This window comes from Sessilibacter corallicola (assembly GCF_021290925.1).
GTDB lineage: Bacteria > Pseudomonadota > Gammaproteobacteria > Pseudomonadales > Cellvibrionaceae > Sessilibacter > Sessilibacter corallicola.
In genome coordinates, this window is record NZ_JAJSLX010000001.1 from 390,927 (window position 1) to 403,614 (window position 12,688).

Annotated in this window: 9 protein-coding genes; 1 reads left to right on the forward strand and 8 read right to left on the reverse strand. The window is 43.3% G+C overall.

What is annotated here, in order from left to right; genetic code table 11:
* The first annotated feature begins 62 nt into the window (after nt 1-62).
* On the forward strand, nt 63-899 hold the full coding sequence (locus tag LU361_RS01560) for an HDOD domain-containing protein (protein ID WP_233088181.1): 837 nt from the start codon (nt 63-65) through the stop codon (nt 897-899).
* Nucleotides 900-927: 28 nt separating this feature from the next.
* On the opposite strand, the gene ung is transcribed toward LU361_RS01560, so the two are convergent.
* The 8 genes from ung to LU361_RS01600 form a co-directional block, all read right to left on the reverse strand.
* On the reverse strand, nt 928-1,620 hold the full coding sequence (gene ung, locus LU361_RS01565) for a uracil-DNA glycosylase (protein ID WP_350337988.1): 693 nt from the start codon (nt 1,618-1,620) through the stop codon (nt 928-930).
* A 384-nt stretch (nt 1,621-2,004) separates the two neighbouring features.
* Nucleotides 2,005-2,238, reverse strand: coding sequence for a hypothetical protein (locus LU361_RS01570; RefSeq protein WP_233086558.1), 234 nt, complete (start codon nt 2,236-2,238; stop codon nt 2,005-2,007).
* An 886-nt stretch (nt 2,239-3,124) separates the two neighbouring features.
* A complete protein-coding gene (lysS, locus tag LU361_RS01575; protein WP_233086559.1) occupies nt 3,125-4,639 on the reverse strand; it encodes a lysine--tRNA ligase in 1,515 nt (504 codons plus the stop codon).
* Between the two features lie 69 nt (nt 4,640-4,708).
* Nucleotides 4,709-5,804 (reverse strand): peptide chain release factor 2 gene (gene prfB, locus LU361_RS01580; RefSeq protein WP_233086560.1). Its coding sequence is split into 2 segments (ribosomal slippage): nt 4,709-5,731 and nt 5,733-5,804, totalling 1,095 coding nucleotides; the frame shifts between segments, so codons are not numbered across the junction.
* A gap of 163 nt (nt 5,805-5,967) precedes the next feature.
* Nucleotides 5,968-8,565 carry an ATP-dependent helicase HrpB gene (gene hrpB, locus LU361_RS01585; protein ID WP_233086561.1) on the reverse strand — a complete coding sequence of 866 codons (2,598 nt, stop codon included), beginning with the start codon at nt 8,563-8,565 and terminating at the stop codon, nt 5,968-5,970.
* Between the two features lie 161 nt (nt 8,566-8,726).
* Nucleotides 8,727-9,509, reverse strand: a complete 783-nt coding sequence (locus LU361_RS01590; protein ID WP_233086562.1) for a class I SAM-dependent methyltransferase — start codon at nt 9,507-9,509, stop codon at nt 8,727-8,729.
* Nucleotides 9,510-9,938: 429 nt separating this feature from the next.
* Nucleotides 9,939-11,138: a permease gene (locus tag LU361_RS01595; RefSeq protein WP_233086563.1), complete on the reverse strand. Its 1,200-nt coding sequence runs from the start codon at nt 11,136-11,138 to the stop codon at nt 9,939-9,941.
* 336 nt (nt 11,139-11,474) lie between these two features.
* Nucleotides 11,475-12,293, reverse strand: coding sequence for a delta-class carbonic anhydrase (locus LU361_RS01600; protein ID WP_233086564.1), 819 nt, complete (start codon nt 12,291-12,293; stop codon nt 11,475-11,477).
* Nucleotides 12,294-12,688 lie beyond the last annotated feature (395 nt).

Genomic DNA, 12,688 nt, shown 5'->3' on the forward strand with positions numbered 1-12,688 from the left:
ATTAATGAGCCGCGCACCGGCGCATTAATCTCTGGGTGGCAGCATATTTTGGGGAGTGGTCGATGAACGATATTTTTGATCAAGTCAAACACGATATTATTAGTGCGATAAAAAACGACGAACTGGTACTCCCCACCCTCCCCGAAGTCGCAATCAAGGTCAGAGACATCGCCATGGATCCAGATGCAACGCTGGATCAACTGATGTCTGTTATTGGTACCGACCCCTCTCTTTCCGCTCGAATCATCAAAGTCGCAAACAGCCCCCTGATTCGAGCAAGCCAGAAAATTGATGATTTAAAAACCGCGCTCATGCGCCTGGGCATGGCTTACACCTGCAACATTGCAACCGGCCTGGCGATGGAGCAAATGTTCCAAGCAACCTCCGATCTCATCGATAAAAGACTGCGCGAAACGTGGAACCGGGCGGCAGAAGTCGCGGGGATTTGCCATGTACTGTGTCGATATCGAACCAAGTTGTTGCCCGATCAAGCCACATTAGCCGGATTAGTCCACCAAATTGGAGTACTGCCAATCCTGACTTACGCGGAAGACCACGGAAAACTGTTGAATAACTCCCTGACTCTCGATTCTGTGATCGAAAAACTGGCTCCCGCCATTGGCAACCGCATCCTTCAAACCTGGGATTTCCCGCCAGAAATCCAGAAAGTACCGTCGCAACATCTGGACTTCTCGCGAGAAGTCGAACAGGCCGACTACGCAGATTTAGTCACCGTCTCTTTGTTACAAAGCTACATGGGCACACAGCACCCATTTGGGAAAATCAATTACCACAAAGTAAAAGCGTTTATTCGTTTAGGCTTAGACCCAGATATGCAGGAAACGGAAATGGAAGACTTGAGCGAGGAAATGGAAGCCGCTAAAGAAATGCTTCTGTAGCGGCACTGAAAACCCAACAGCAATAGAATTACTCTGGTAAGGACCAATCAATCTCAGTTTTCGAATGAGCCTTCAGATAGCGATTCACTTCACTAAAATGGCCGCAGCCTAAAAATCCACGGTGAGCCGATAAGGGCGATGGATGCGGAGAACTCAGCACCAAGTGCCGATCACGGTCGATGATTCGCCCTTTCTTCTGCGCGTACGATCCCCACAGCAAAAACACCAACTGCTCTCGATGCTCATTGAGTGCCGCCACCACTTGGTCGGTGAATTGTTCCCAGCCTTTGTTTTGGTGCGAACCCGCCATCCCCGCCTGAACACTGAGGGTAGCATTTAAGAGCAACACGCCTTGGTTGGCCCAATGCTGTAAGCAGCCGTGTGGCGCTGGAGCGATGCCGAGATCACGAGCGATCTCTTTGTAGATGTTGACCAACGAGGGCGGAACCTTGACTCCGTGCGGTACAGAAAAGCTCAAGCCATGAGCTTGGTCGGGACCGTGATAAGGGTCTTGCCCCAAGATAACCACTTTAACGTTTTCAAAATCGGTGCTGTTAAATGCATTAAACATTAACTTTCCGGGAGGATAGATCGTTTTCCCCGATTGCTTTTCTTGAACAAGAAACTGTTTGAGAGATTTCATGTAATCTTGATCAAACTCACTTTGGAGATAGGTCAACCAAGACTCTGGTAACTGAATGGCTGGAGAGGCTGAATCCACGTTGAAAAGTACCTTCTAACTATGACTTATGTCTCGAAACACTTATATTAACATTTCAAGAATTCTTCCGCTAAACCTTGCAGTCTTCACTGCTGAATATTGAATTTAAATTTCAAATAGGAAGACTAATAAAAGCGAATCAAAAATTACAGTCACAGCAATCAACGACATTAAAAATCAATGAAGCTTAATGAAGACAAACAACAGAAAATACAAAATGGAAAACAGCAACGATTCAATAATACAGGAATGTTAAATCTATCAGGCTAGTATGCTAACAGTCAGTTTATCGATTAATCTTGAAGAGGAAAAACCCTAAGAAATAAAAATAATGTTTTTATTCTAATTATAATTATTTTTCGTTTTTGAGTGTGTATCTAAAAATTAACTAGCGCGAGCTAATGAATCGCGACGACCACGCGCATTCACTTCCATCCAACAATTTGGTAATTCTTCACCGGATACAAAAACTAAGTCGGTTTTTAACAAATGAACCGGTTTAGCATTTCGGTAACCGCGTAATTGTTTTACTCGGATATGCTTGGAACAAGGATCAGTTAACTCAGACAAACTGCATGCTTCTACCAACGAGCCGGACACCTTAATCTTCAACAACATCTTTAAGCCTCCTAAGCCTAAATAGTTCATAGTAAACGTAATAGAAGCTATCAATTGCAGAACGCATAGCGATAGCTCGGGTGTCTAACTACGCACCTCTAATCAACTAGTCCTTGAAGTATTATTTTCCTGGAATATATCTTGAACCTGGTTATGCAAACTAACACTAACCGTTTTTGAGAGTTGGTTCGGTCAAAAACATTCAAATACGACAATAGCACCTAAGTACTAAAAGAACACTACCATGAAACCTGAGGTTGACACATACATACGTTTGACGCTGGTCAAGAAAACTTAGTTGATATTATTAGAATTTTCCAACTGAGCGATCATTATTTTGACTGCTTCATGCATTTTTAACGAATACCAGCGAGACTTACTTTATATACCTTTTTACCAACAAAAAAAAGAGAAAATTACGCCTAAAGTCGTATATTTAAATAATAAGGGATCAAATTGATATTCTATTATTTAAGTTAGCTCTGATATGTCCTAAAAAATCCTACTTCGCTAACACAGGTTTAAAACACAAACAACAGATTCACCTGCAACTTAATAATTTAAAAAATAAATATAAAAATTATTAAGCTTGCTTTAAAGAGATTGGAAAACATATCCCCACGAAATTCATAACAATCTATTTTGCACTGCAAAATAAAATCGTAATTTCCGCAATGCACAATAAAAAATACAACCGATTAAATCAGCAGGTATGCAACACACAGGAGCAACACCTTAAACGGTTATCGCTATCCAAAGTAGTTGGCTGCTAAATTAACAGACACAAAAAAAGCCGGAAATAAAATTCCGGCTTTTTCGAAAGTGGTGATTTTTATGATCAGAACAATTAAAAAAATCAACAACGATTCATCAGTGATAGCACACTTTAATTTTGCGGACGCATCGCAGGGAATAAAATAACGTCACGAATCGAAGGTGAATCGGTAAATAACATCACCAGACGATCGATACCAATACCTTCACCCGCAGTTGGCGGCATACCGTATTCTAATGCGCGAACATAATCACCGTCGTAATGCATTGCTTCATCATCACCGGCGTCTTTTTCTGCAACCTGAGCCATGAAACGTTCCGCCTGATCTTCAGCATCATTTAATTCTGAGAAGCCATTGGCAATTTCGCGACCACCGACAAAGAATTCAAATCGGTCGGTAACAAATGCATCATCGTCATTACGACGAGCAAGCGGAGAAACTTCTGCTGGGTATTGGGTGATAAACGTTGGCTCGTCTAAGCGGTGCTCAACGGTCTTTTCGAAAATTTCAATTTGCAGTTTGCCGAGACCCCAAGAATCTTTGGTTGGAATTGACAACTGTTCACACACAACCAGTGCCGCTTCAACGCTGGAAATATTTTCCGCAGTTAAATCGGGGTTAAAATGCAAAATAGAATCAAAGACACTGATACGGTGGAAAGGCTTTTCTAGATCATAGGTTTTTTCAGAAATAACTTCGCCTTCGCTGTTTTTCTCGGTGCTTTTAAGTTGTGTTGTGCCGAGAACCGCTTGCGCCATTTTACGCAATAAATCTTCGGTTAAATCCATTAAGTCATTGTAATCCGCGTACGCTTGGTAAAACTCAAGCATGGTAAATTCAGGATTGTGACGAGTCGACAAACCTTCGTTGCGGAAGTTACGGTTAATTTCGAATACTCGCTCGAAACCACCCACCACCAAACGCTTCAAATAAAGCTCTGGTGAAATACGCATGAACATTTCCAAATCCAGCGCGTTGTGATGGGTAATAAATGGACGCGCTGATGCACCACCAGGAATGGATTGCAACATTGGCGTTTCAACTTCCAAGTATTCTTTTTCAGTCAGGTAGTTGCGAATAAAATTAATAATTTGCGAACGCTTGGTGAATAGCTCACGCACTTCTGGATTTGAAATTAAATCCACATAGCGTTGACGGTAACGAGTTTCTTGGTCTGCCAAGCCGTGAAATTTATCGGGTAACGGACGCAACGATTTCGTCAGCAATTGGTACTCTTCTAAATTTACGTATAAATCGCCTTTGCCGGATTTATGCAACGCGCCGCGAACACCAATGATGTCGCCCAAATCAATCGATTTAGCAAACGGACGCGCTTCTTTAGTAATGTATAACTGAATCGTCGCCGTGCCATCTTGCAATACCATGAAGGCACCGCGCGAACGAATCACACGACCGGCAACAGAAACAACGTTGTTGTCCGCTTCTAATTGCTCCTTACTCAATTCACCAAACTTGGTTTGAAGATCCAGAGCTTTATTTTCTGGGCGAAAATCGTTGGGAAATGCTACATCAGCGGTTTCGCGAATACTCTTGAGTTTAGCGCGCCGCTCTGCAACCAATTTGTTTTCATCTTGTGCTACGGTGTTGTTTTGGCTATCGCTCATAAAAAATCCAAGTATGCTTTTTGAGTGGAGTTTAGAATTGTGAGATTGTATTTAGGTAAAGCGGGAAACTTACAGTCCCGCTTTTAAGCTTGCTTCAATAAATTGATCAAGATCGCCGTCGAGAACAGCTTGGCAATTACTGCTTTGAACACTGGTACGCAAATCTTTAATGCGCTGATCATCCAAAACATAAGAGCGAATTTGGCTGCCCCAACCGATGTCCGACTTGCTGTCTTCCATCGCTTGTTTTTCCGCGTTGCGTTTCAACATTTCTTGCTCGTACATACGAGCGCGAAGCATTTTCCAAGCTTTGTCGCGGTTTTGATGTTGTGAACGCTCACTCTGACACGACACCACAATACCAGACGGCATGTGAGTTAAGCGAACCGCAGAGTCGGTTTTGTTAACGTGCTGACCACCGGCACCGGAGGCACGGTAAGTATCTTCACGAATATCGGCTTTATTGATTTCGATTTCGATATTATCGTCGATTTCAGGGGAGACAAACACCGAACTGAATGATGTGTGGCGGCGGTTGCCAGAATCGAACGGGCTTTTGCGAACCAAGCGATGAACGCCAGTTTCAGTGCGCAACCAACCAAACGCGTATTCGCCTTCAAAACGAATAGTCGCACTTTTGATACCTGCGACTTCACCGGCAGAGCATTCTTCCAGCGTAGTTTTAAAGCCGTGGGCCTCGCCCCAACGCAGATACATGCGTAGAATCATTTCAGCCCAATCTTGCGCTTCGGTGCCACCGGAGCCTGACTGAATATCTAAAAACGCGTTGTTTTCGTCCATTTCGCCAGAGAACATGCGGCGGAATTCGAGGGTTTCGAGCTGAGAGGTTAAACCGTCGATTTCGGCTTGAACATCGACTAACAGGTCTTCATCGTCTTCTTCGACGGCCATCGCGAGCAATTCGCTGCCATCTTCGACGCCTTGATCGAGTTTATCGATGGTATCTACCACCGCTTCAAGGGAGGAGCGTTCACGCCCTAACGCTTGCGCGCGGTCCTGATCGTTCCAGACATCAGGTTCGGCTAAAAGGAGCTCAACTTCGGTGAGACGATCTTTCTTCTCAGCGTAGTCAAAGATACCCCCGAAGAGTATCCGTACGGCTTTGCAGATCTTTCAATGCGTTTTGGTAAGGTGCAATTTCCATAGTGTTGTTCGTCAATCTACTCGTTTTTAACGCGACGGCGAAAGCTTAGCGACGCGCCCAGATTAGAAAAGGCGCGAATTGTAACCTAGGGCGTGCACTTTGAAAACGCAAAACTCCACCGCTAAACGCTAAGGATTCAATTTTGGCGAGTATCGCTGCCGAGTCATCGTTTTCTGGGTTTAGCTCTCGCTGTAGGCGCCACAGAGTAAGGGTCTTCTGGCCAGTGGTGTTTGGGATAACGACCTTTCATCTCTTTGCGCACCTCCTGATAAGAACCCTTCCAGAACCCGGCCAGATCTTGAGTAATTTGCAGCGGCCTGCGCGCCGGCGACAGCAAATGTATGCTCAAAGGAATTTTACCGTTGGCCAATCTGGGCGATTGATCCAAACCGAACATTTCTTGCAGCTTTACCGCTAACACCGGCGGATTGGCGGTGTAGTCGATCGCAATTTTAGAACCAGAAGGCACCGGTATTTTCTCAGGCAGCCATTCATCGAGCTGCTGCTTTTGTTGCCAATCGATCAAGCTTGATAATTGCGATACCAACGGCAAGTTTTTGAGTTGCGATAAATTCGAAACTTCTGACACATAAGGCTCCAACCATAAATCTAACGAGTTAAGTAATCCTTGGATGGATAGATCGGGCCAAGCGCCATTGTCATCGATGGATTTTATTAACTCAACTCGCGCTCGCCATTGAACAACAGAATCATCCCAGGTAAATCGCCCAAAAGCCGACTCACCTTTGTGTTTAATCCAATCCATTAAGGATTGTGTTTTTTGCTCGTTAGTAACGTTATCAACCGATGTTTGTTTCAGCGTAATGTCACCCACCCTGAAAATATTTACGGCAACAAATCGGCCGTCGGATTCATCCCAACGAATCTGCGTTTCGCGCTTCACAAGATAAGACAAGGCATCATCCAATAAAGCCGCAGACAAAGGCACGGCGGAATAAATTCTGTCTCTGGATTGATTCTTCTGTCCGCCCACATCAGCAACAATTAACCATGGCGAAGTAATTAAAGGATCAGCGTCATTTAACATTGCCCCGCGACCATTCGCCAGTTTATAACTATCACCCCGAACTTGCTTCGCAATTCGGTCTGGAAACGCCTGCGCTAATAAAAAGCTTACAAGAGACAAATCATGTTCAGAATTTACCGACAATGACTCTTTTAAAGAGTTAATATCAAAAGAAAAATCCAAACCATCAACATTAACTGGTTTTATTAATGTTAACAGTTGCTTCGATACCGCCTTAATTTGAGAAAAAGCTCTGCCAATATTTTTCCCGGAGCGATTATTTAACAATTCTACAACAGGCAATAAATTAACATCGGCGTTGTTTTTATTTTTATAATCTTGAAGTATTGCAGCAAGATCACACGCTAATGTTTCAACACTTAACGCTTTCGCAACCAACAACATTTTCGCAATACGCGGCGACACAGGAAGCACCGCCATTTGCTCTCCCAAATTCGTCAGTTGATTATTGCAAAAGCCACCCAAATCATTGAGCAATGTATAACTCGCCCCCAATAAATGTTTTGGGGGTGAGTCCAGCCAGAATAATTCATGAATATCGTCAATACCCCAGGATTTAATTTGTAACAATAAATCCGTTAAGTCAGACGATAATATCTCGGGCGTATCAAAATCCGGTAATTGGTAATCTTTCTCTTCGCTCCACATTCTAAAACACACACCGGGCCCTAAACGCCCAGCTCGGCCCGCGCGTTGTGTTGCTGTCGCTTTAGAAACCGACTGAGTCACTAAACGAGTTGTCGTGGTTCTGGCATCAAATTCTGGAAGTCGTACAAACCCTGAATCAACCACGGCGGTAATTCCTGGAATCGTAACACTGGTTTGTGCAATAGACGTGGCTAAAATCACGCGACGAATGTTGGAATGATCGGAAGTTGACTTCGGCTTAACAATGGCGCTCTGAGCTTCCAATGACAAACCACCGTGTAACGACAGCACTTCTACACTGTTGGGGCCAAAATAATGTTGAATACCATTTTCGTTTAGATGATCTTGTGCTTTGTTAATTTCGCCAACGCCCGGCAAAAACACCAACACATCGCCTTGGGTTTTTGTTAATCCATTAACCGCAAAAGAATACACCGATTTAATTATGTCAGCGCTGTGGTAATTTTTATCGGAATAAATAAGATCCACAGGAAAAGATTTTCCTGGACTTTCAACAACCGGAATTTCTCGCGCTAAGTGTTCTGATAGAGCCCGCGACAAACCGTGAGAATCCAGTGTTGCAGACATAACAATCACTTTTAAAGGCTTGTCTCGCAAATCCGAAAATAATGTTTTCGAATTAATCGTTAATGCCAACGCAAGATCGCTGTTTAAACTGCGCTCATGAAATTCATCGAAAATGACCAAGCTGATCTCTTCCAAACTGGGATCAGCTTGAAGCATACGAAGAAAAACCCCTTCGGTAACCACCTCAATTTTCGTCGCCGCACCTACCTGGGTTTGTAAGCGCACCCGAAAACCCACGGTTTCACCCACTGGCTCTTCAAGAATTTCCGCCATTCGTGATGCCGCCGTGCGCGCTGCAATTCTGCGTGGTTCAATAACGATAATTTTTCCCGACTCGCTAAAACCATCGAGCAATGCCAACGGCACTAACGTGGTTTTACCGGCGCCAGGCGGTGCGATTAGCAGTAATTCATCGTTTTGGTTGATGGATTCTTGAATTGACGGTAAAAGATCAGAGATTGGGAACGTGGGCAGCATGAATAATTACGACAATTAAAAGTAGAGATTCTAACGTATTTATTCAGCAGATAAGAGTGGCAAGGAATAAGAACAAAAAGGGTCAATATTAAGAAGTGAGGGTCTGTTTACTGAACTGGAAAAGAGCAAACAGACCCTAAAAATAAGAATCTACAGATTCATTACTCAGGCTTTTTAAACTTCAAGGTAAAACGGTCACTGTAGCCTTCGAACTTTTTATTGCGAGTATCAATTTCAAGTGCGTCGGTATCGTTGTAGTGAAGATCGCTGTAATCGACAAATTCAAAACCAGCATCTTGGATTTCTTTGATCATTAATACCGGATCAACACGTCGCCATACTGGACGGCTGTAGGGTTGCATGTGACGGCGAGTGTGGTCGAGTACCGCATACACACCGCCTGGCTTTAATGCATCGAATACTTTTTTGTTGAGTTCGGCGCGCGCTTCCGGCGTAAAGTTGTGCATATTTCGGAAGGTGACAACCATGTCGACGCCGGTTTTGTCGAACTCTAGGTTTTCAACATTGAACACACCGCCGATATCGGTTTTTTTGAGTTCGGCGTCTTCAGAAAGAACTTCAATTTCATCTAAGTCCCATTCTTTTTTGTGTCTTTTAACTCGATCCGTGGCGATAGCAACGTAGAGCTGGCCTTCTTCTTTTAGAGTATTACCCAATACTTTGGTGTACCAACCGTGACCTGGGAATAACTCGATAACCGACATGTCTGGCGTTAGGCCAAAGAAGGTTAAGGTTTCAAGCGGTTTACGTTCTTCGTCTCGTTTTTTATCGTCGTCGCTACGAATAGAGCTTTCCAAAGCAGCCTGGATTGCTTTCTCGGCTTTTGTTTCTGCCATCGCACCTTGAGAGAGTGCTAAGGTCATGCATGCGGCCGCTGGAATCAGCGCTAGTTTTTTCCAATGAGCTTTAGTGGATTTCAACATTCTATGCTTCCTTTAATCCAGTTGAACTGTGTTTGTCTTTTACTCTATCGATGTCTGGGGATTTACTTACGCTAAATTACGGGCTCGCGTCAAAAAGACATTATTTATCGATGTTTTGTGTATTGCCTTTATCGTCTAAAAAGACGAAAAAATAAAGCCATGCTTCAGTACTGATTATGCTTAAGCTGAACTAGCACCAGGCCATTAGGAGTTTGTTAGCACTTGCTTACAAAACCTAATCACACAAGAGGTCGATTTGAGCGTAAAGCCATAACGCATTAATCCCCAGTCGAGATCTTAGCTATGGCTTTTATTTCATAGAAAAGTTTCAATTAAATGCGGCAGTATCGATTAATTTGTGAATTTATGACGCGGGTTTATTGATGGTAATTGAGTACACTAATCGAGAGCCAACCAAACAGATCGCCATTACACCAAGTTATTTAAAATTAGGGCAACTACAACCACTTGTGGCACGGTGATTAGTGGTAAGAACAACGCAATTTTCCAAGAGCTCATGGTATCTTTGATGACCATCACTTCGGTGTAATCTGTGGCCACACCGGTCATCAAGAACGCAAAACCGTTGCCGGGCGCCGACGTACGGTTCATGATATCTGCGGCAATGGGCGCAGATCCTTCGGAACACACTTCAATAACCGTGGCGACAACTAAGGTAACCATCAAGCCCAGAGCAGTTGGCCCTAACCATTGCTGGAAAGTTTCTGGGTCGACAAAAGCGCGAATTAAAGACGCGAGCACAACACCAAAGAGCAACCAGCGAAGCACAATACGAGAGCCACTGATGGACTCGCGCCAAACGGTTTCAAGCAGTTTGCGATTCCATTGTATTGACTGAAACGCCTCTTTGGCTTGGGTTTTAATTGGAACATCACTGACCGGAGGCAAAGGGACCGGGTTAGCTGGTAACTTGCCTTTGGCAACAAGCTTTTCAAAAATCCATCCGGTGGTAATCGCCAGCACCATCGACAATACGATAAATGCTAACGTCCACTGCCAACCGATTAATGCAAATAGAATTAATGTAAGAGAGAAAGAATTCCAAGGACTGGCAACCAAAAATGCCATCGTTTGACCCAAGCTGGCGCCTTTTTGATAGAGCTTCATGCCCACCATCAAAATACCGTGACTGCACAAATCCATCAGCACACCAGCTAAGGTTGCGCGAACCAGCCCCTGAGTACTGCCACCTCGCCCCAAAACGGCCATCACCAACGATTGCGGAATTTGGCTTAAAACACCAACAAAAACAAAGGCCAGCACTAAACTGAACCACATGGTATTCAGCAATTCAAAAACGCTGTGTGCCAGGGTATGTACTTGGTCGAGGCCAAAATCCAATTGCAGTAAATGCAGAGCGTAGGCAACCAAACACGCAGTAACACTTCCCCAAAGAAGCCAATCAATGCTCTGTTTGGGTTGGCAACAGCTGGAGTGATTCTCAGTAGAAGATTTAGAGGGCGCAGGTTTGGAACAACACGATGCTACCGCAGGAGCAACAGGCTCTTCGATTGATAGAGATGCATCTTGTTTGGCCTGACAACAACTTTTTGGGGGCTCCATCGATACATCAGTCTCTTTGGAGTCTTCACACCTAGAACTAGCCAACGCACTTACCTCTACTATTTGGTTAAGTCGCAATTTCACAAGATTCAGGAACGGTTCTCAAGTGAATATTCCCCTTTATCACCCGTTAAATCAATTGTTGGCGGAAAAAATTAGACGCAATCGCTCTTTTCGAGGTGAATAATATTGGCAGTCGATGAACGACTATTACGAGAGAAAACCACAGGGTAAATCGGTAAGTATTGCGTTAGAAAGGGATATTAACTGGCAAGAAAAAGCCCCAATTAAGGGGGCTTTTTTGGTTTTCTGAGTTTACGTGAGAACTGATTATCTACAGCATGACTGTTTTCTACAATCAATTCACCGTGAAACAGTGGCCTACTTAATTTCAGAAAGTAGACTTGGAGTCACAACAAGCTTTCTAACACCGTGAGCGTGGTCTTCTTTAAAGACGTTAGATTCACACCATTTTGCCAAGCTATTGATGTCCAATTTTGCACAGTGAGGACGTACGCTCCAAGTTACTTGGTAAGGTGAACATTGTTGCTCAGAGTATTTAGGGCCAGTAGTGGAACCTAAGTATTCAACTGGAGAACCGGTAGTGATTGGCAAAGACGCAGGCTGATGGTAATCACCCTCAGAACCTTTATCGTAGTTGAATTCGCCAAATTGCATAGCCGACTTATCGTTAACCAATGTGAAAACCTGAGCTTCAACACGCAATTCAGGGTTTAAACACTTATCGGAAACACAAGCGCCAAGACCTACGCCTGGAGAAACATCACACGAGCTGTGAACCCAATGAATTTCTACGGTATCACCTGGTTTTAAGCCATTACACACATCGCCTTTAGGGGCTTTCAATTCAGCAGAGGTCAACTGATTGCTGATTGAACATTGGTAACCGCGTTTATCACCAGCACCACTCAAAATTGAAAAGTCTTTTGCTTTATGTTCAGCGTTATTGTGAAAATGGATATTACACAAATTCATTTCTGAGCTTGGACGAGCAATTTGGAAATTAACTGAGTTAGTTCCAGTTAAAACATCAATGTCACGTGGCGATTGTGGGCCGTAGCCTTCGCACACAGGACCGGTGTGTTTAACAGAAGAAGAGTTTTCAGCAGCCATTGCCGCCCCAGTTGCTGCCAATAATGCGCCCACTAAACAGGTTTTAAGAGTCGCTTTATGTATCACACTACCACCTCTATTTATTATTTAATAAAAAAACAATTCTGCTTTAGCGCTAATAATTAGAAACTAAAATTAAATGAATCAATTTGAGCGGTCACAAAAACTTACGATGACTCACTTCAAGCTACACAATGCTTATTCGAATTTTAAGCGCGCAATATTAGCATTTATTTCATTACAAAATATACGCAGAAAATAACGTAAAGAACGTTGTTTTGTTGGAATTCGGTTAACAGAACGCAACCTAAAAGGCGGACGAAAAAATCAATAAAAACTAAATACAAAAATATTATTATAGAAAAAATATATATAACATTTAGACATAGATTATCTTTTTAGAAATATATCATAACGCACTGATATGTTATGATATATCATATCTAAAATTAAACAGGACA

Coding starts and splice junctions, on each gene's coding strand:
- LU361_RS01560 (WP_233088181.1), top strand. CDS start 63: ATGAACGATATTTTTGATCAAGTCAAACACGATATTATTAGTGCGATA.
- LU361_RS01570 (WP_233086558.1), bottom strand. CDS start 2,238: ATGTTGTTGAAGATTAAGGTGTCCGGCTCGTTGGTAGAAGCATGCAGT.
- lysS (WP_233086559.1), bottom strand. CDS start 4,639: ATGAGCGATAGCCAAAACAACACCGTAGCACAAGATGAAAACAAATTG.
- hrpB (WP_233086561.1), bottom strand. CDS start 8,565: ATGCTGCCCACGTTCCCAATCTCTGATCTTTTACCGTCAATTCAAGAA.
- LU361_RS01590 (WP_233086562.1), bottom strand. CDS start 9,509: ATGTTGAAATCCACTAAAGCTCATTGGAAAAAACTAGCGCTGATTCCA.